This is a genomic window from Plesiomonas sp. ZOR0011 (genome assembly GCF_000800945.1).
GTDB classification, from domain to species: Bacteria; Pseudomonadota; Gammaproteobacteria; order Enterobacterales; family CAMTGL01; genus Plesiomonas; species Plesiomonas shigelloides.
Map to the genome: position 1 here is coordinate 1 of NZ_JRKB01000051.1, position 19927 is coordinate 19927.

Annotated in this window: 25 protein-coding genes; 19 read left to right on the top strand and 6 right to left on the bottom strand. The window is 44.6% G+C overall.

All coding sequences use genetic code 11. From position 1 onward, the window contains the following. Window positions 1-86 precede the first annotated feature (86 nt). The 6 genes from L975_RS09195 to L975_RS09220 form a co-directional block, all read right to left on the bottom strand. Window positions 87-506 carry an H-NS family nucleoid-associated regulatory protein gene (locus L975_RS09195; protein WP_047708275.1) on the bottom strand — a complete coding sequence of 140 codons (420 nt, stop codon included), beginning with the start codon at window positions 504-506 and terminating at the stop codon, window positions 87-89. An 86-nt stretch (window positions 507-592) separates the two neighbouring features. After that, the gene (locus L975_RS09200) at window positions 593-916 is read right to left on the bottom strand and encodes a hypothetical protein (RefSeq protein ID WP_047708277.1); all 324 of its coding nucleotides are present in this window, start codon (window positions 914-916) and stop codon (window positions 593-595) included. Window positions 917-938: 22 nt separating this feature from the next. Beyond that, window positions 939-1928: a hypothetical protein gene (locus L975_RS09205; RefSeq protein ID WP_047708278.1), complete on the bottom strand. Its 990-nt coding sequence runs from the start codon at window positions 1926-1928 to the stop codon at window positions 939-941. Between the two features lie 123 nt (window positions 1929-2051). Continuing rightward, entirely contained in the window at window positions 2052-2300 is a 249-nt protein-coding gene (locus L975_RS09210; protein WP_047708280.1) for a hypothetical protein, read from the bottom strand. Beyond that, window positions 2297-2941: a ParA family protein gene (locus L975_RS09215; RefSeq protein ID WP_047708281.1), complete on the bottom strand. Its 645-nt coding sequence runs from the start codon at window positions 2939-2941 to the stop codon at window positions 2297-2299. The genes L975_RS09210 and L975_RS09215 overlap by 4 nt, the downstream gene beginning before the upstream one ends. A gap of 800 nt (window positions 2942-3741) precedes the next feature. Then, on the bottom strand, window positions 3742-4443 hold the full coding sequence (locus L975_RS09220; RefSeq protein ID WP_052181376.1) for a hypothetical protein: 702 nt from the start codon (window positions 4441-4443) through the stop codon (window positions 3742-3744). 683 nt (window positions 4444-5126) lie between these two features. Here L975_RS09220 and L975_RS09225 point away from each other — a divergent pair. The 19 genes from L975_RS09225 (at window position 5127) to L975_RS09290 (ending at window position 19925) form a co-directional block, all read left to right on the top strand. Continuing rightward, complete coding sequence (locus tag L975_RS09225; protein WP_047708283.1) at window positions 5127-5594, top strand: hypothetical protein; 468 nt, start codon at window positions 5127-5129, stop codon at window positions 5592-5594. A 96-nt stretch (window positions 5595-5690) separates the two neighbouring features. Beyond that, the gene (locus tag L975_RS18745) at window positions 5691-5942 is read left to right on the top strand and encodes a helix-turn-helix transcriptional regulator (protein ID WP_072033047.1); all 252 of its coding nucleotides are present in this window, start codon (window positions 5691-5693) and stop codon (window positions 5940-5942) included. A 110-nt stretch (window positions 5943-6052) separates the two neighbouring features. Continuing rightward, on the top strand, window positions 6053-6232 hold the full coding sequence (locus L975_RS09230) for a TraY domain-containing protein (RefSeq protein WP_156121171.1): 180 nt from the start codon (window positions 6053-6055) through the stop codon (window positions 6230-6232). Window positions 6233-6437: 205 nt separating this feature from the next. Further along, entirely contained in the window at window positions 6438-6611 is a 174-nt protein-coding gene (locus tag L975_RS18140; protein WP_156121173.1) for a hypothetical protein, read from the top strand. A gap of 77 nt (window positions 6612-6688) precedes the next feature. Beyond that, the gene (locus L975_RS18145; RefSeq protein ID WP_156121175.1) at window positions 6689-7108 is read left to right on the top strand and encodes a hypothetical protein; all 420 of its coding nucleotides are present in this window, start codon (window positions 6689-6691) and stop codon (window positions 7106-7108) included. Between the two features lie 31 nt (window positions 7109-7139). Beyond that, a complete protein-coding gene (locus L975_RS09235) occupies window positions 7140-7406 on the top strand; it encodes a hypothetical protein (protein ID WP_156121177.1) in 267 nt (88 codons plus the stop codon). 212 nt (window positions 7407-7618) lie between these two features. Then, the gene (locus tag L975_RS09240) at window positions 7619-7945 is read left to right on the top strand and encodes a hypothetical protein (protein ID WP_047708288.1); all 327 of its coding nucleotides are present in this window, start codon (window positions 7619-7621) and stop codon (window positions 7943-7945) included. Next, the gene (locus L975_RS09245) at window positions 7935-8384 is read left to right on the top strand and encodes a hypothetical protein (RefSeq protein WP_047708290.1); all 450 of its coding nucleotides are present in this window, start codon (window positions 7935-7937) and stop codon (window positions 8382-8384) included. The genes L975_RS09240 and L975_RS09245 overlap by 11 nt, the downstream gene beginning before the upstream one ends. Before the next feature lie 113 nt (window positions 8385-8497). Next, the gene (locus L975_RS09250) at window positions 8498-8800 is read left to right on the top strand and encodes a TrbC/VirB2 family protein (protein ID WP_047708291.1); all 303 of its coding nucleotides are present in this window, start codon (window positions 8498-8500) and stop codon (window positions 8798-8800) included. Between the two features lie 5 nt (window positions 8801-8805). Further along, window positions 8806-9117 carry a VirB3 family type IV secretion system protein gene (locus tag L975_RS18750; protein ID WP_072033048.1) on the top strand — a complete coding sequence of 104 codons (312 nt, stop codon included), beginning with the start codon at window positions 8806-8808 and terminating at the stop codon, window positions 9115-9117. A 5-nt stretch (window positions 9118-9122) separates the two neighbouring features. After that, window positions 9123-11624: a VirB4 family type IV secretion/conjugal transfer ATPase gene (locus tag L975_RS09255; protein WP_047708292.1), complete on the top strand. Its 2502-nt coding sequence runs from the start codon at window positions 9123-9125 to the stop codon at window positions 11622-11624. Between the two features lie 35 nt (window positions 11625-11659). Continuing rightward, window positions 11660-11788 (top strand): hypothetical protein, encoded by a 129-nt coding sequence (locus L975_RS18640; RefSeq protein WP_255359269.1) that lies wholly within the window; start codon window positions 11660-11662, stop codon window positions 11786-11788. Then, window positions 11763-12440 carry a virB8 family protein gene (locus L975_RS09260; protein ID WP_047708294.1) on the top strand — a complete coding sequence of 226 codons (678 nt, stop codon included), beginning with the start codon at window positions 11763-11765 and terminating at the stop codon, window positions 12438-12440. The genes L975_RS18640 and L975_RS09260 overlap by 26 nt, the downstream gene beginning before the upstream one ends. Further along, the gene (virB9, locus tag L975_RS09265) at window positions 12437-13336 is read left to right on the top strand and encodes a P-type conjugative transfer protein VirB9 (RefSeq protein ID WP_047708296.1); all 900 of its coding nucleotides are present in this window, start codon (window positions 12437-12439) and stop codon (window positions 13334-13336) included. The genes L975_RS09260 and virB9 overlap by 4 nt, the downstream gene beginning before the upstream one ends. Then, on the top strand, window positions 13337-14545 hold the full coding sequence (gene virB10 / locus L975_RS09270) for a type IV secretion system protein VirB10 (protein WP_218185587.1): 1209 nt from the start codon (window positions 13337-13339) through the stop codon (window positions 14543-14545). A gap of 5 nt (window positions 14546-14550) precedes the next feature. Then, entirely contained in the window at window positions 14551-15585 is a 1035-nt protein-coding gene (gene virB11 / locus L975_RS09275; protein WP_156121179.1) for a P-type DNA transfer ATPase VirB11, read from the top strand. Next, a complete protein-coding gene (locus tag L975_RS09280) occupies window positions 15582-17483 on the top strand; it encodes a type IV secretory system conjugative DNA transfer family protein (protein ID WP_047708300.1) in 1902 nt (633 codons plus the stop codon). Before virB11 ends, L975_RS09280 begins: the two co-directional genes overlap by 4 nt. Window positions 17484-17495: 12 nt before the next feature. Beyond that, window positions 17496-18284 (top strand): toxin co-regulated pilus biosynthesis Q family protein, encoded by a 789-nt coding sequence (locus L975_RS09285; protein ID WP_047708302.1) that lies wholly within the window; start codon window positions 17496-17498, stop codon window positions 18282-18284. Between the two features lie 15 nt (window positions 18285-18299). Then, window positions 18300-19925, top strand: a complete 1626-nt coding sequence (locus tag L975_RS09290) for a PilN family type IVB pilus formation outer membrane protein (protein ID WP_047708303.1) — start codon at window positions 18300-18302, stop codon at window positions 19923-19925. Window positions 19926-19927: the final 2 nt, after the last annotated feature.

Genomic DNA, 19927 nt, shown 5'->3' on the forward strand with positions numbered 1-19927 from the left:
TTTTGAGACCTCCATTAACCTCAGTGTATTGGAAATCTCATCAATGTCATGGTCTTAATTTTGGGGGAAAGGTCAGCTTAACTACATTAGACTAAAGGATTAATCAAGAAGCTTTCCAGCGTTGCACCTTCCTCGACCGCTTTCGCAATTGGTGCAGGCATACGTCCCTGCCCTGTCCATGTCTTCATATTGCCGTTATCATCTCGGTACTCGTATTTTGGTGCGCGTGGCTGACGAGTTTTCTTAGCTTTTGGTTGTGCCACCTCAGTAGATAGTAAATCATCTAGCGAGATACCATCCTCGGCCAGCATTTTTTTGTACGCTTCCAGCTTTGCCGCTTTTTCAGCATTTGCCGCTTTTTCAGCTTCGACAGATTCGCGTCGCTCTTCTACAACAGCAGAAAGCTTAGTCAACATATCTTCGAGAGCGGAGAACTCAACCTCACGCGCAAAAACACGCAAAGAACGGATATTGGTCAGAGTCTTGATGATTTCGCTATTTTCCATGTGAAAATGTCTCCAGTAATAATTAAATTAAAAACACGATTTATTATATCACAGCAAAACGAACCAGAATAAGAGGCAATTATTGATTACTTTTCTGTATCTACAATTTTATTTAACGTCGTTTCAGCTTGTTCTTTTTTCATTTCAGATTCTAAACGATAAGCCATTGCACTCAACTTGAAGTACTCAAAATTCGTAACTTTACCGTCGCCGTCAGAAAATGAATCACGCAATGCTTGATTAAAGGCCGGATTTTTCAGCGAATCAGCACTATGGGCTAACTCCTCCAAGTGCTCTACTGATGCCTCGTCATAAAAGAGAACCGCTGCCCCATAACCCACTAGACTAACCACAAACAAAATATAAAGACGCGATAGCGTCATAAACTCACAAAGGCGTGCAAGTATCATGAAAATATAACTCCTTTAAAAATCAAATCGCTAAAGCGTATCCGTTACGATATGGACGCAATAAACCTGTATTGCTTAACTCAGTCAAAACATGATTAATCACATCACGGCCAACCGAACCAAAAGCGGCGGTAATGCCGCGATGGCTTGGCTTTACCGCTTGACTCAGTATCGCTTGCTTAATCTCAAGGCATAGTTGCTCTGTACATTTATCAAGCTCAACACAGTCAGCAATATCAACACAGTCAGCTTTTTCAAACACACAGTCATTCATAGCCGGTGTGTCTGAGTGTGCATTGAGTGTGTCGTTAATATTCCCCGTGCTAACTGGTATTAACACGGTTTCAGGGCTGCACGCTCCCTCGTCACACTGATTTATTTCGACTGTGTTCAAGTGTGCTTGAGTGTGTCGTAGCGTAGATGCAACCAAGACAAGCAGCCAACTTGTTAGCTCCAAAGCTGCTGCAGCAATATATGAAATGAACATGCCGTAGCGATCAACGGTTGTTTCAGTGTTAGTGCTAGCTTGCTGTGCTGACAATGAATCAATTTTACTCAGCAGGACATTTGCTTGAGAAAGGGTACTTTGCGATTTAGTCACCTGCTTGGCGCTTTGCTGTAAAGCGGCCAGATTACGCAGCTCATTAACTTGAACGGTATAAAGCTCGATTTGCTGTGCAATACGTTGATGCGCTGCGGAGTTCTGCTGACTAGCAACAATACCGGATTCAAGCGAAGCAACAGATGCGGCAAAAGAGACCAGGCTTAACGAAAGACTCAGCAACAACGCAAACAGGAATGATGCATAGCGACGTTTAGCCAGGAACAAAATGACGAATGCCGGAGAGAGGCACTTAGTCAGATCAAGAATCCCACCGATCGCTGCAGTTGTAAACGGCGCACCAACAGCTTGACCGATTGAAAACATGAAAGAGACAGTCAGCCAGCCGGAGAGGGCAGCAACAGCAAGGGAAAGGGCTAGGCAAGCCGCTTTTAAAAAGGTATTGTTCATTTTGTACTATCCTATGAATGGTACGCTTAAAACCCCAGAGGACTGTGGTAGGTTGCTGGGGTTTTTATATATACAATTCTGCTTGTGTAGTTGTGTAGTTGTGTAGTTGTGTAGTTGTGTATATTAATCGCCAAACTGCTTCAGTAAAGCTTTAATTTCCAATAGTGAGAGGCTATCCGCATATCGAATCAGCGCTCTAACCATTTTGGATCTATCCAGAGGTCTATTGCCTTCTTCTACAACTCCTAAACAAATCTTGTTTAATGAAAAGTTTGTTGGCTCGTCGAAAGAAAGTTGAACTCTCTTGAAATTGTGTTTTTTGTCGCCATCAACAACACCCTTATCAACTCGTCTTATAGTAATATCCTTCATTTTTCACCACTCAACTCTATAATCTCTTTCAGCAAACAACTGACTTCTCCTTTAGCTTTGGAATCATTCCACTCGTGAATAGTTTTATTGTTTGCAATGGATGTGCGATATGCAATTCTTTCGTGTATCACTGTTTTTGAAACAGTTGCTATTGATTCAACAGATAGTAAAGCTCGTTTTGTATCTTTTAATTCATGACTCATTGGGTTTGTATGCGCAGAATTAATGACGACCAGTGTTTTTAATGCTGTATTTTCTTCTTTTTCTGCCTCAATTCTTCCCAACCAATACCCTAACGCATTGAGATCAAAAGATGATGGTTTGACAGGAACTATTGTTAAATCACTCTCCCTCAATACGGAAACGGCTTCTTTAGAGTCTCGTCCCGCTACATCCACAATAATGTAATCAAAATGTTTTTCTTGATGCTTTAAATTCCTTACTTGATGGCTCAAGGCTGGACACGGAAGGCCAATATTTTTTCGCTCCTCAAAGAACTCGGTAACACTTCCTTGAGGATCTGAATCAACAACTAATACTTTTGCCTCTGGATTTTTAGCTTTTAACGCACCCCAAAGATGAACAACTAGATTTGATTTTCCGCATCCGCCCTTGCGTTGCGTTACTGAGATTATGGGCATACTCCCTCTCTTGTGTAGTTGTGTAGTTGTGTAGTTGTGTGGTTGTGTAGTTGTGTAGAGTATACCTTGTGTTCCGTTGTTAGAAAACCAGAAAGTCATAGTTAGACACTGATTTATACGTATATATCACAAGGTTATAGGGAGACTATTGCTTGTAAGAGCAACTATGTTCCTTTGTAAGAGCTTAAATACGCAATAGAAGGTTTGTGGGTAATGCCCTGTGTAACAGGGCATGTAAGGCGCGCTGGATGATTAATCGTGACCACAATAGCTGATACGCCGTAAAACAGCATACGCGCAGAGCGGCAAAATTACCCCGCCTCCTGCTGAGCGCTTTTTTGAATCTCACAGTACGTGATGTTTTTGTGATGCTTATTGCGCGGTTGAGCGATGGGGTTGTGCCGTGATTTTTAGCAATGGGTTGTTGATGTTTTCTGTTGTTTTTGTCGGAGAGTAGATTGGGGCCCATCGTAAACGATGGGAGGTACTCAATATCGCGTAGCGATTATTTATGTGAGCCAAGAAAAACGGGGCGTAGCCGTTTTGAGTTGGCTACCCCCTTTTTATTAAAGGGCTTTATGTTCAGGAGTTAAGAACGAATTTAACGATATTCAAAGGAAATAGATCGAATTTAACCGCTCAATAAATATACGGATCAGTAGCTGGCCACCTAAACCTAGCAAAAAACTCGTTACTCCATCTAGACAACAAAGCTGGAAGCAGCCAAAAGCAAGGGGCATTTAGGGTAGAGATGTACGAAAACCTCAGCAATTAAGCTGATAGAAAAAGATAGATAGGGATTAGCCTGATTTTCTCGCTAAACAGAGCGTGTAGAACTGAATCGAATGATTCTGTACGTCTGGATGCTCTTTTAAAACAGCCATTTCAATGACCGTGTTGGAAACCGTACCCGTAGCCGCGACAGCTTGCCAACGAGCACGCAGTTCACGCAATGGGTCATCTTCTTGTTGAGTTTTACGTGTAGCAGCCAGCTTTTGCTTGGTCGCTTGCTCAATGTGACGCTTCTCAGCCTCTTTTTCAGCATCACCCAACACTAAATACTTCAATTTCTTCAACAGAGCTTTCAACGCATGGCGATCATCAATACTCGCCACGTTAGAACGAGCAATACGCATAACATGCTCAGCATAGCGTGACTTCGCCGTCTCACGGTAACCTGTACGCTCCATGTATTTACGGAAATTACGTAACATCTGACGTACTTCGAGTAGCGTAAAACCGATTGATTGGAAAAACTCGGGGCGCAACCAGATCCGCATAGCTTTTTGCTGGCGAGTATCGGGATCATGGCCGTGCTGAACAATGATCAATTGCGCATCAGCAAGCTGTTTAAGCGCGTTCAATGTTGGATCGTAAGTTACTCGGCCACTGTCACATAAATGCCGCTGCCCAGTAACCGAAGCTAACTGCTCCACACTGGCAAATACTTCAAAAAGATAATCACTTTCCGGGCTGTAATCACAATATGCAATCAATGCCATAGCTAGCGCATCCAACGTCTGACGACGCTCAGAGCGAATAGCGATCCGACGGCCAGAATCTTGTCTCTGGCGAACTAAAGCTCGATTGCGATTCCATGAATGCACTTTTAACGCAGCAGCAAAGCGTTTAGCCGCGACACAACGCGGAACAGTCCCAGAGAAAGTAGGAGTATGATGACGATGAATTTTACTAGATAAGTCGCCGCTCTCAGTGTCGGCAGCATAACGTAATGAAGACTCGTTAAGCACACCGCCCAGCACTTATGGCGGTAACAAAAGGTTGAATAGAGTTGCGCATTTGCTATAATTCCTTTTAGGCCAAGCCTGCGTGTTGAACCCCCTGAATATCTGACTCTTCCGCCAAGTTGACTCAAGATTTCGGGGGGTTTTTGCATTTCAAGGAAGAGAACTTTTTCCCCATCCTCGATAGACACTCTTACCGGGGTGTCCTATCCGCAAAGAATACAAGAAACCCTGAAAGGGTAGCACATCTCTCACTACCACTTCAAGACCGCACGCAACATCATGTTTTAAAAGAGAAAAAACATTAAACCGCAATTTATTACGGTTTAAAAAACACAACTCACGTCTTTTTTTTGCCTATTTTCTTCACTTCATGTATCTTTTTTATATCAAAACGAATCTTAATTTACTCATTTTACATCATGGATAAAGGCTCACTTATGTCTATCATTCGACACAAAGACAACCCGTTCTTATCCAGCACCAATACAGCTCTAGGTTGTAATCTTCATATCGCTAATAACGAAGAAATGGGAACCAACCTGATAAGCAGCTTACAGCTCAGTGAAGAAGATTTTATAACCGAATCAACAAAGCATATGAGCAATATGCTGCAACTTGCTCCTTCTGGGCGTAAAGCATTGATGGTATTAATCTGGCTTTTGCAAAAAAACCAACCTCAAACGCCAGACACAATGGCACTTGACCGCTTATCGCTAGAAGAGTTTATGCAAAGCTCAAATGCTGTTCAGATGACAATCCGAACATTTCAAAAAGGGCTGATCGAATTGGAAGCAAAAAAGATTATTGCTAGAACAATGAGGAGAGGAATTTATTACATTAATACCAAGGCAATGCCACAATCAGGAAAGGCTGGATTCACAACACTGATAAGATTAACTCAATAAAATAACACAAAGCACAATGAGAGCAGAGCGCCACACTCGCTCTCATTGCTAACCACACCCCCTAGCATGATAAACGACTTTTAGGAGGTTAAGGCTATGCATAATGATAGTCTAAATTCAGCATTTCACAAATGCTTTCCATCCCTTACACAAGCTCAAGCAACATGTACATATCTGTATGCAAAGGGCATGACGTCAGCCCAGATAGGCCAGCAAATAGGTATATCTCGGCAGGGCGTAGATAAACATCTCCATGCGTCTATAAAAAAAATGGGGATAGTAAACCTTTCTTGCTTACGGCAATCAGTGCTCTTAGACATTCTCTTAATCACTATAAAAATGCGTTAATTAACATCATCCCCCAATCAATCAAGGTTGCCTTTTAAAGCAAAAAGGCAACCTTTTTGCATTTAGATCTTAAGTTTATAATTACCTTCCATTTTTTTAAAAAAAACAGCATGAAAAGTAAAAAAACTTACGTAACGATTGAATTAGATCCTGAACTTAAAGAGCTACTGGAAAAATCAATCGAATTATCGGGCCGCTCAAAGCGGAAAGAAGCATTCATGAGGTTAAAAGATCATCTATTAAGATTTGACACGATAACTAAGATCGGGTCAGCAACAGAAAAAGAATAAGTTTCCTGCTCTTTAAAAATCGATTAGCGACGCTAGCCAGCACTATGGAGGAATGTTTGCTGGACGAACGATAGGGCATCGTGTCGCGCCTATGTGTAAAAAGCCCACAGAAATGATCTTAATTGCGAGATATGACTTGTGCATTTATTGATCACTCTACCTGTGAGTGCAGTAGTCATATTTCTCTAAACAAGGAGGTGTATCAATGCCAATGTGTGTAGTTCGGCATAAAAAATCCATCTTAGCTCAATCTAAACTTGAGACTATGAGGAAAAAACGTCGAACAAAAGCTGAGCGTGCTGTTATGCAAGCGGATGTGTTTGGCCGCATTGATTTTTTCCCACCTAAGCAAGAAGAAGAAAAAAAGAAGAAAAAATAATCGATTTTTTATAAGCAATTACCTTCGATAGCTGCGTATACAAAATCATTTTTAGACGATAACCAATAGATTTAACAATGAAAAAATCACTTATCGCTACATCCGTCTTGTTGGCGGCATTTGTTGTTTCTGGATGCAGTACCACAACTAAACATACTAATGTAACGACTACCCTCGATTGCCAAAAGAAAGGAGGGAATACTAATGCTAAAGAGTTTATTGTTATTAAGTTGAAAAACAATAAAACCGGAAAGGTATTGTTTGTTCATTCATCACCAATTTCAGACTCACTTACACCTGTTCAGGTTAATGATTTCTCTATGGTATATACGACAAGTTATTTTCCTGACAATAATAATTTGTTTGTTCAGGTAGGTCTTAGTGATGGTCGGGTTGAAAGCTTCGGCATTAGTGCGTGCGATTCCGTTGTTTTAACTTCTATCTCTGAGTTAACTAATACCTCTGAGTCCTTAGAGTTTTCTCGCGAGCTACGATAATCTAACCATATGTTGGCGTGGATATTTAAGCATGTTAATGGAAGAGCTGCATTTCTTAGTCTTGGTTATTCATGGGCCGGAGGCCACTAAGCGATTTACTTCTGCATTGAAAGGACTGCAGCTTGCAGAGTCTAGTTTGGGGAATGAAGAGCGGCATCGAGCTGCTCTGGTAATCATGAAAGAGTTTGATTTTGAATGTAAGACCATTCTTAAGCTTGTCCGCAAGCGAAACGAACTCTCCCCGTCTCTGTTACACATGACTGATTTTGATTTGTTTAAGCTATTGCTTGGGCAATAGCGGTCTGTACAAGGAGAGTGCTTTGTATAATTCCTTCCTACCTTTCGCTTTTGACGAAAGTATCCGTTCTCGTTATCCGATTGACTCCACAAACAGTGCGAGCTGTGCTGATTTTTCTATAGAGTACCTAAAAAAACTGAGTGATGTTAAGCGAACTCGTAGACCAGCACGAGGCAATAAGAAAGAATTTGACCATTTAGGAAAATACGGAAATGGAAAGTAACTTAACTAAGTTTTTAAATTTCATTGAGCGGTTTACTGGTGAGTTGATTGCTGTCATGATTTTTGTTTTGTTGGCAGCCCTTTGTTACTGGTGGAGTAATTTTGTTTTAAGTGCTTCGGTGGAGGATTTAGATACGCTTGCTCGTTACGCTAAAGAATTGAATAGCCCTGTTTTTGATAACGCAATAACTGCAGCTCTTCGTGATGATGGGGTTAAGCGTGGTGAGTTCATTGATCTTAAATCGCTATACAAAGAAATCAAAATGCAGCAAGCAGAAGAGGGCTTGCTAAGGATAGTTAAAAACAATGAAAAGTAATGGTGATGTGAAAAAACTTCCTGAGCCGTTTGTGTGTTTTCTTTGGTTTCTTATTTTTTTGCTCTTTGTTTTTTGTGTGGGTAATATTCTTTTAAATAGTGATCTCTTTAAGAAAGACTTTAAACCGCAAACGCAAGAAGAGTTTGAAAGTAAAGCTGTCGGAGAGGAAGATTTATCTAACCTTATATCTACCCGTGACGAACTAAGAGATAAGACCTTTAATGATGCAATTCATTATGCGCTTAAAGACAATGTTATCACTGTTCGTGAGTTGAGAGAGCTTTATAAATTAGCTAAAGATATTAGATACAAACGGTCTATTCAAAACTTGAAGTCCGAAGCAAAAGAGAACGTACAGATAAGTAAATCACAAAGTTCCCTACAAGTTAGCTATCTACTCCCCAAGTTTTACACCACATCTACTGACATTATCTTTTAATCGCACTGGTAATTAACGTTATCCGTGTGCACCGTCATTACCGTTGATGTAGCGGTAATGACGGTGTGCATTCGCACACCCATTAATCACCAATTCAATGATAAGAGTCTCTTATGAAATTAAACCTTAATGCTAAATCACAGTCATATACGTTCGTTGTATTGGCGGTGGTAGCTGCGTTTTTCTTGCCTGAAATCGCATATGCGTCAGGTGGCCTAGATAAAGTAAATAACTTTATGGAAAACATCATTGCCATTTTACGGGGCGCATCCATTGGAGCAGTCACCGCCGCTCTCATTTGGGCTGGTTATAAATTCGTCTGGATGAATGCAACAGTGATGGAAGTCGGTAAAATTGTTATTGGCGGTTTGCTTATTGGTGGTGCTGCTGAAATTGCACGGTATTTGTTAGCGTAATTATTATGTCTGAACCCCTATTTAAAGCGTGTACTCGGCCTGCAATGCTTGCGTCTGTACCGGTGAAACCCTTATTGGGGGCTAGCGGTACAATTCTATTAGCAAGTTTGTGGGCTAATTATTTGTTTGATGTAGGGCTGTGGGGACTTCTTCTCTTGCCTATCAATTACGGGGTGATGCGTTATATCACTCACCGTGATGACGGTATGTTTGGCTTGCTGTGGTTGCGCATTTTATGTCGTAAGCATGATCGTACCCGCCGTGTATACGGCGGGCTTACCGTTTACAGTCCCTTGCCCTTTAAATCTCGGAGATAGTTTTTATGCAGGCGTTACCGTCTTCTGTCGCCCGTGATCAAGCTACGTCGCTAGCCGATTTTATCCCGTACTCATCACACATCGACGACACCACACTAATTACTCATGATGGTGCGTTATTGCGTATTTTCCGTGTCGGCGGTTTAGCGTTCGAGACAAAATCAGTTGATGAATTAGCTATAGCGCACAATCGCTTAAATAATTTGCTTAAAGGTTTGTCTGGTGATCGCGTGAGTATTTGGACTCACGTTGTCCGTCGTGAAGTTCAACACCCGTTGCCTGCAACGTTTGGTATTCCGTTTTGTGCCGACGTGAATCAGCAATATCAAGCTGTATTAGGTGATACTGCGTGGGTCAATGAGTTGTATATCACCGTGCTGCAGCAAGACGAAAGCATTTTGGGCCGACTCAAACGGGTTGCACATACCGATCCGGCTAAGATGAAAGCCACGTTGAAAGCACGGTTAAGTGCATTTGATACTGTTGCTGGGCAGGTGCGAAACCATTTCCATGCGCCCAGCGAAGATATGCCGTCGTTTCCTCCGTTGGGGATTGAAGAGATCGACGGACGGCGTTATTCACAGGCGCTGACTTTTCTCAACTTTTTACTGTCTGGGGCGTGGACGCCGGTTCCTGTTCCTCATGGGCTGATCTGTGACGCTATCGGTGATGCGTGGGTGACGATTGATGATAAAACGGATTCGTTATCATTGAGTAATGCGTCGAGTACGTGGCATCTGGCGGGGTTGGACATCAAAGAGTATCCGTTGGAAACGCACAACGGTTTATTAGATCGGCTGCTGTATGTGCCATATCCGTTTATTCTCACCCAAAGTTTTAGTTTGATGCCGAAAAAACCGGGGGAGGCGTTTCTCACTGCGCGGGGTCGAATGCTGACGAATGCGGGTGATGGTGCATATCGCCAGATAGAGGCATTGCATAAGGCTATTAACGATCTGAAAGACGGATTGTTCTGCATGGGGGAATATCACTTTTCCCTGATGGTGATGGGAAAAGACAAGGACACGGTACAATCAAACCGTGTTCATGCAATGAAAGTTCTGAGTGATTGTGAACTGCTGACAGTACCCGTCGCGGTGGCAATGGATGCAACGTTTTTTGCTCAGCTACCCGGTAATTGGCGCTATCGTCCACGCATTGCCGGTATAACGAGTCGCAACTTTGCGAGTCTAGCACCGTTTCATAATTTCTTATTTGGCTCGATGGATGGTAATCCGTGGGGGCCAGCTGTCACTCGTTTGCAAACTCTATCAGGACAACCGTACTTCTTTAATTTTGCCTATACCCGCATTGGTGAGAATAATTTCGGCAAAAAGGTTGCCGGTAATACCCTGATTTTTGGCCGAACGGGTACGGGTAAAACAGTATTAATGGGGTTGCTGTACTGTCAGCTACAAAAATATCGGACAGCGTTGACACCATTGAGTACCGTCTTTTTTGATAAAGACCGGGGTGTAGAAGTCTTGATCCGGGCGCTGGGTGGGCATTATTTTCGTGTTCATAACGGCGAGCCGACAGGGTTTAATCCGTTTCAAATGGAGCCGACCACTAACAATATTACGTTTCTCAAAATGCTTGTACGGTGGTTAGTTCGACCGGCGAATAGAGAACTTGAGCCGTTTGAAGAGCTGTCCATCAGTAAAGCGGTCGATACTGTCATGCGTATGGATAAATCTATCCGACGCCTGTCGATGGTAAATCAAAACATTTCTGTTGGAACCAGTCGCGAAGAGCAGCGTAATAGTATCAAGCTACGTTTAGACCGGTGGTGTGTGGGCGGTGAGTTTGGTTGGGTTTTTGATAACCCAACGGATCGGTTGGATTTCAATATCTCGCCCAACATCGGTATTGATGGTACAGCGTTTTTAGACAACGACAATGTGCGCACACCAATAAGCCTGTATCTGTTGCATCGCATGGAAGAGGTCATTGATGGGCGACGTTTTGCCTATTTCATGGATGAAGCATGGAAGTGGGTTAATGATGAAGCATTCTCTGAGTTTGTAGGAAACAAACAGCTCACTATCCGTAAGCAAAACGGTTTCGGGGTGTTTGGTACTCAAATGCCTAAGTCATTGCTCGATTCTCGGCAAGGTGCAGAGTTGAAAACGCAATCACCAACGGGCGTGTATTTACCCAATAAGAACGCAACACGGGAAGAGTATGTGGATCAGTTGGGGTTAACCGACTGCGAATTTGATCTCTTTAAAGAACTCGATGAAGGCAGCCGAATGTGCTTGATTAAGCAAGGCGGACAATCGGTACTGTGCTCTCTCGATATGCCGGGTATGGATGATGTACTGTCTATTCTTTCGGCGGGTACTGATGAATTGCCATTGTTTGATGAAGCGGTGAATGAAGTCGGGTCTGATCCAGATGCTTGGATTCCGGTGTATCAAGAAAAAGTGCGTGTTGCAAAAGCCCTCAAGAAAGCACAGAACGAGGCTATGCAAAAAGCGGCGCTGGCCGCACAAAATAACGAGTAATCGTATTCCTACCTTAATTTTTTCAAGGACTGTTCATGAAACTGCTTACTGCGGCGGTATTCGCATGTCTGCTCACTGCGTGTACGGCCCAAACCGGTAAAAAACCGGATTATCGTCATGCTGCAATCGAGGTGATTAATGAGACTCAAACCCAACAACGCTGATGAGGCTCTGGATTTTGAGGCCCATAAAGCGGCTATGTACGCCAGTTCTAACCGGCGCGCATGGATGATTAGCGGGGCCTCGGTAGGTCTTGTGCTGATCTTAGCGGGGGCTATATACGGATTAACGCCGTTAAAATCAAATGAGCCGTTTGTTCTCTCTGTTGATAAAAACAGTGGGCAAACTGAAATTTTGACGGTGCTGAAAGATGGAAACAAAGCGATTTCGTCAAATCGGGCATTGGATGAATACTGGATAGGCGCTTATGTGCGTTGGCGTGAAGTTTATGACTGGTACACAATCCAGCAAGATTACGACTCAACAATACGGTTTTCGTCTGTGCCGGTTCAAAATGAATATAAAGCCATTTTTGAAGGGGATCAGGCACTCGATGCGCTGTGGGGAAAACGTGTTAAAGCCACGGTAAAGATCCTCAGTATTGTGACAAATACTGAAAGCAAAATTGCTACTGTGCGGTTTGAAAAAACGATTAAAGACAGTGAAAGCAATGGGAAAGGCCAGCAGACAATTTGGATTGCGACCTTGGGCTATCGCTATAAACCGCAAGAAACATTGTCCGTTGAAGACCGTAGACAAAATCCGTGGGGTTTTGAAGTGGTCAGCTATCGTGTAGACCCGGAGAATGCCCCATGAGAAAAACAGTCATCGCTCTGTTACTCTCGGCGTATTGTATACCTAGCTATGCTCTCGATATTCCCCGCCATTCCCCACGCGATACCAATATTCAACATACCGCCTATGCAAATGATGATGTCGTAGAAATCACTGCCGGGATCGGCATGGCGACGCATGTTATTTTTGATAAAGGCGAAAATATTGAGTTGGTGAAAACGGGGTTTGCTGATGGATGGGAAATTGAAAATACCGGAAACCATTTATTTTTAAAGGCCCGGTCAGCAAAAGCGAAAGAAACTACGGTAGACATGGAGGGCAACGAGGTTGAGAAAGAGATCACTGTCCTGCCGACACCGCATGATTGGCGTACAAATTTGTTTGTTGTCACCAACAAGCGAAATTACACGTTTCTGTTAACGCTTGGTGAGGGCGCAGCTGGGCAGCGGCGCAATACATTTCGTTTAACGTTTAACTACCCGAAAGAGCTGACACAAGAGCAAAAAACGGCTCAGCGAGTCGCGGCACAAAAAGCGGCGTTGGCGCGGCGATTAGCTGCACCGCCAGTGGTGAAAAATAATAACTATGTCATGCAGGTCGGACGCAAATCACGGGCGATAGCGCCGATTGCTGCCTTTGACGACGGCACATTTACTTATCTGACATTCCCCGGAAAAGGCGAAATCCCCGCCGTCTTTATTGTTGCGGAGGATGGTAGCGAAACCTTGGTTAACACCCATATTAACCCACAGCGGCCTAATACGTTGGTTATGCAGCGTTTAGCCCCGCAATGGGTATTGCGGCTTAACAATGCCGTCGTGGGTGTAACAAATCGAGGTTTTGATACTGCGCCAGTCACGCCGTCGAGCAGTACGTCATTACGTGGTGTAACTCGTGAAGTCATGGGAGGTGAATAGGTGAGCGACGAACGCGAAGATGAACAAGATCCGATAGTGGCGTTAAACGCTTCACGCCCTAAGCCGGATAAGCGAAAAGTGGTTGGTTTTCTCGTATTTGTAATAATGTTGGTCGGTTTACTTATCTGGTTTTTCTACCAATCGACCCCAGAAAAACCGCGTGAGCAAGAGCCGCCGCCAACTTCTACTTACAACCAAGATTTGGCAGGACGAAGCCGTAACCAGACAGGTAAAACATTCCATTACGCCCCGTCTACACCTGCACCCCCCGCGCAAAACGCTACACCGGCCACTACAACAACATCAACGACCACCACCGACGATACGCCAGAGCCGCCGCCACTACCTCCTAGTGGTCGGAAAAAAGGCACGGGCGAAGTGACTCGTCGCGTGGTACTGGATCGCAGTGGTTCGTCGTTGGGAGGAAACGGCAAAGGGGAGAGCTTAGGTATTGTGCCTAAAACGCCGGCGTCAACGTCAACATCCGGCGGGGTTTTTGATCTCTATGCTCAACAGGTACAGGCACAAGCTGCAGCCTCCGGTTTGATGGGGGGGAGTGGCGGCGCTGCGGCTGGCTCATTAGGCTCAATGCTTTCATCTACACAGACCGAAAGCCAAGTTGCGGCGCGGTTGTTCAATCGAGATTATTTGCTGGCGAAAGGGGCATACATTGATTGTGTCCTCAATACCAGCTTGAACTCCACTGTTCCTGGCATGACTAAATGTACCCTAACTCGCGATGTATACAGCGACAACGGCGTAACGTTATTGCTAGAGCGTGGCTCGGAAGTGACCGGCGAATACCGTTCCAATTTGACCCAAGGACAGGCGCGGTTATTTGTGTTGTGGGATCGGGTAAAAACGCCGCATGGCGTGGTTGTCAATCTGGCATCACCGGGTACAGACAGTCTCGGTGGCGGTGGTGTGCCGGGTTATGTTGATACCCATTTCTGGCAGCGATTCGGCGGGGCCATGATGTTATCACTGGTCGATGATTTAGCGTCATATGCAGCTAATCGCGGTGGAAACAGTGGTAATAGCAACTTTGATAGCTCGTCAGATACCGCGCAAAGCATGGCTGCAGAAGCCTTGAAAAATACCATCAACATTCCCCCGACGTTTTACAAGAACCAAGGTGAACGGATCGGGATCTTCATTGCGCGAGACATCGACTTTTCGCGCGTCTATCAATTACAGGTCACTCAATGAACTCAATGATGAATGACGCGCCACGCGAGGATGCGTCTGTATGGGCGCTATTTGAGCCATTATTGACGTGGTTATCAGACCCAACGATTACCGAGATTGCCGTTAACCGTCCCGGTGAGGTGTGGTTTGAAGCAAATAACCGCTGGATGTGTGCCACGGTAGACAGACTGACGTTTGCGCATCTCGAATCGATGGCTACTGCTGTTGCTGCGTACACAAAGAACAACATTGATGCCGTTACCCCGATTTTGTCAGCGGTATTGCCGGACGGTGAGCGAGTGCAGTTTGTCCGGCCTCCGGCATGTGAGGCCAATACGATTAGCCTGACGATCCGTAAACCCAGCAAAGCAGTGCGCACGCTAGATGATTATCAGACCGATGGTTATTTTTCCCATATTCGCCCGTTAACGGGTTCGGTGTCTCCTGCAGATAAAAAGCTGTTGGATTTGCTCGATGGTGATGATTTGCAGCGGTTCTTTGAGCTGGCGGTGTTACTGGAAAAAAACATCGTGATTGCCGGGGGAACCGGAAGCGGCAAAACCACGTTTATGAAAGCATTAATGGAGTGCGTACCGAAGCATCAACGCATTATTACCATTGAAGACGTGCCTGAGCTTTTCTTGCCTAACCACGCGAATCGCGTGCATTTGTTCTACCCAAGCGAAGCACAGCCGAATGATCCGGTGACATCGGCCAAGTTGCTAAAAAGCTGTCTACGCATGAAGCCGGACCGAATCATGCTGGCAGAGCTGCGAGGCGCGGAAACGTTCGACTTTATTAACGTGAACGCCTCCGGGCATGGGGGGAGTATCACCAGTTGCCACGCTGGTAGTTGTGATATGACATTTGAGCGTCTGGCAATGATGGCAATGGAAAATCCACGGGGGCAAGCATTGCCCTATGAGGTGCTGATGCGGCTCTTAGTTCAGACGATTGATATTGTCGTGCATGTCACAAACGATGTGCATTCCGAATCGCCGCTTGGACGACATATTACTGAAATCTGGTTCAAACCTGAGCTTAAGGCAGGCAAGGGATGAAGAAGGCTATCGGTATATTGCTGGCTGTTCCGATTTTATGCTGTTTTGGGCTGTATCTGGCGGGGTATGTTTATTTCACGTTGGAAGGTGGGGATCTCACAGAGGTTAATTTACTGACATTTGGTACACATTGGCTGTATTACCATCAAGACCCACTGTATCAGCGTTCATTAAATATTGCGGCACTCATTGGATTTGGTGCGGCAATGTCATTTCCCGTAATGATCGTGCTTGCGGCGTTAACTAAAGCAAAGTCATTACACGGTGATGCACGATTTGCCACGTTTGACGAGATACAAAAACAAGGTATGACTAAGCCCGGTAATCAGGATGATGGTCAGGGCATTATGTTAGGCCGTGTTGGACGCCGCTTTTTGTATTATGTCGGTAGTGCCTTTGTGTTGTTGGCGGCTCCCAGCCGAGGCGGTAAAGGTATCGGCGTAATCATTCCTAACTTATTGCGTTGGTGGCAAAGTTGCGTCGTCACAGACTTTAAGCAAGAAAACTTTTCGATTACCTCCCTGTTTCGGGAAAAAGTGTTAGGTCAAAAAGTATTCTTGTTTAACCCGTATGCCGAAGATGGGAAAACGCACCGCTATAACCCGCTCGGCTATGTTCGTGATGGTCATTTGAGTGTGCCGGATATTCTCGCCATAGCCGAGATTATCTATCCAACAAGTAGCGGTGACAGTACAGCGAAATATTTTGCTGCATTGGCTCAAAACCTTTTTTTGGGGTTAGCGTTATATGTGAAATATACGCCGAGCTTGCCTTTCACTATCGGTGAAATAAACCGACAGCGACAGGGATGTGGTAAACCGCTCGATGAACACCTGACGGCAATCCTTGAAAGTCGTAAAGACTTACCGGATGCGTGCGTGATGGCATTACAAAGCTTTTTGGCCGAAGACAAGGAGCGGGGCCAGAAAAACGTTCTGTCATCGTTCTCAGCGCCACTGATTGACTGGACTAATCCTGTTTTTGATGCGGCAACGAGTGCCAATGACTTTGATCTTAATGCGCTGCGTCGAGAAAGAATGACCGTGTATATCGGGATCACGCCTGATTACATTCCGGTGTCCGCGCGTATTTTGAATCTGTTTTTCAGTCACCTTATCAGTCTGAATACCAAGGAGTTACCCGAACAAAATACGGCACTTAAATACAAGTGTATGCTGCTGATGGATGAATTTACCGCAATGGGACAATCGGAAATCATCGGTAAGGCCAATAACTATTTTGCAGGTTATGGTCTGCAGTTGGTGACGATTGTACAGAACCCGGCGCAAATCTCTGCCCATCCGCCGGTTGGTTATGGCCCAGATACGGCGAAAACGTTAATCGGCAACCACGAGGCCCAGCTTTTTTATACGCCAGAAAAAGAGGATGCCGACACGCTATCTAGTTTCTTAGGTAACGTGACAGTCAAAATTCAAAGCGAACAGCGTGTTCCGGGTAAACCAAAGACGATCACGGTTAGCGAAACTAAGCGACCGTTGATGTTGCCGCAGGAGTTGCGGGAAATGGCGTTCAAGAATGAAATTATTCTGATGCGCGGTCAAAAACCGATTTTTTGCGAAAAGATCCACTACTTTAAAGAGTCGGTATTTATTGACCGTTTAAAGCGCGTATCCCCCTCATTAGCTGCAATTAAAGGTATCCCAACCAAAAAGCAACTCGACACGGCTATTGCCGGTGGTGAGCTGTCTAGCGTTATCCCGCTAATCTCGTTTACATCCGATGCACCAGAGCCGCAGTTTGATAGTCCTCTCGATGGGCTAGACGAAATTCTGCCGGTTGAGGCGTTGCAGCGGGAGCCTGAGCCGGAGTCCAGCGTTGTTTTGGATATGGCGGCATTCGATACAGATTACGACGATAACGACTCCCCTCAATTTTAATGTGAGAGCTGTATGCAAAGGAAAAAGATTGGTGCAGCAGTGTTTATTTCACTGTTGCTATCGGCGTGCTCGTCGATGCCACACGGACAAACCAGCCCAACGGTAAAGCCGGATATATCGCATGTCTCGTATTCAGGGGCCGGTGATTTTTCACAGAAAGTAAAATTTTACGGCGTTGATACCACATTAACCGTCGCGTTGAATAACATCATCCCGGATGACTGGAAATATACCGTATCATCGGACATCAATCTGAATGAAAAACCGGTGTCATGGGAGTCGGATCAAGCGTGGATTTATACGCTGGGTGGCGTTATGCAGTATTACGGTGTGTATGCTCGGCTTGATTTCGTGAATAAACGCGCGGAAATAAGTCGTAAGCCGATTGTAAAGCCTGTGCCAGTCGTTAAAAACAGCACAGATAAGACGACGGTATCCAAGGTTAATAAGAACAATGATACATCGCTTAAATCGGCGACGGGTATGACAGTTCCTGTTGCACCGGCTATCAGCGTGACATCTACTCCTACAGTCACAAAGCCGATTGTAAAACCTCTGCCTATTTGGATTGCTAGCCCGACATTCACGTTACAAGAGAACATGACGGCGTGGGCAAACAAAGAGGGGTGGGTTGTTGTCTGGAATACACAAGTTGATTATCCGATTCAAGTTGAGTTCCGCATTCAAGATACGTTCCTAAATCTCGTCAAAAAAACTATCGAATTGTATCAAAAAGCTGACAAGCCACTTTATGCAGAAGCGATCCCAGCTCAGCGATTGATTGTTATCACCTCTAAATAATTCGGTTTTAAAATCATGAAAAAAATCCTGTTATTAGCGGGTGTTATAAACCTGCTATCTGGCTGTGCTATTAAAAGTATTCACGATACGATGCAAGACGTCGAGACGGATGCCGCAACAGCAAATTCGCTAGCGCGAAATAAACCAACTGAGTCATTTAAAATATCGAATAAAATCTGGGTGCAAACTCAGCCGATATTAGAAAAGAAAAAACAACAAAACCCACTGCTAAATTGCAATATTACGCAAACAAAGAAAAGTCTTTCACTTTCTCAGTTTGTTGAGCGAATTTCGGCAGAATGTGGTGTGGTTGTCCGTGTGACACAAGACGCATGGAGTTATACGCGCGGAGATATGACCGGCGCAGCCAGTCAATCTTTACCGTCAAATGTACCAGCGCCGATATTGCCCGATTTGCCGTCATCACCAGTACCGGCTATGCCAGCATCACAGATGTCTCAGCCGGTAAGTGTACCTAGCGGTGGTATGAGTGATTTTACTGTTCAGTATTATGGTAAGCTCTCTGGCTTCCTTGACTTATATACATCTGGAATTGGGCTTTATTGGCGAAGCAATCCAGATAACGGCATTGAAATCTATTACTTAGATAAACAAGTGTTCCCATTAGAAGCTATTGCCGCAACAGTTAATAGCTCGTCAAATGTAGAAACAAACAATTCAAGTAGTAGCGGTGTCGCCAATAATAACGGCGGAGGCATCAGCGGGTCAGGGGGAAGCACTCAATCAATACAGCAGCAAATTAAATATGATTTGATTGCAAACGTTGAATCAACATTAAAGCAACTCGTTAGCCCGAATGTTGGTCAGTTCTCCATCTCCCCTGCGACGGGGACGGTTGTGGTTACTGATACCCCGACATCAATGCGATATATCTCTGACTATTTAGCTAAGGTTAATAGTAGTACATCGCAACAAGTTAAGTTTGGGTATGCGATTTACTCCGTAGCTTTAAATAAAGGAAATAATTTAGCTCTGGATATGAACGTGATGTTCAACCAGATGAATAAATGGTCTGGCGGTTTAATCTCAGAAGGTAATGATTTTGGTGGTTCTCAAGGGACTATCTCTTGGAATAGTGGCCGTTTTGACGGCACAAAGCTGATGGTGCGTGCATTATCGGAGCAAGGCAAAGTTAGCTTGGTGCAAACAGGAACGCTAAGTACCGCTAATTGGCAGCCTGTGCCGGTAGAAATCTATAACCAAAAAGCATACCTCCAATCATCACAATCAACACCTACGGCGGATGTAGGCGTTACCACGGCGTTAACGCCGGGTACTGTGACAACCGGCTTTAACATGACATTACTACCGAGCATTGTTCCTAATACTAGGGATGTGTGGGTGTACTACAACCTGAAACTTACAGAGCTGCTGGAAATTGGCACTGTTAAGTCAGGGGACTCGATGTTGCAAACCCCTGATTTGAGCGGTCGCGGATTAAGCCAGATTTTAAAGTTGAGAGCCGGTGAATCACAGATGATTTCCAGCGTGGTGCAAACTCAAAAATCAGGCGATGCAAGAGGTGCGGGTTCTGCATGGAACTTCCTTTTTGGCGGCGAGTGGTCAAACAAAGATAAAGTTACCGTGCTTGTTAGTGTGATTACCCCATATTTGGAGTAATG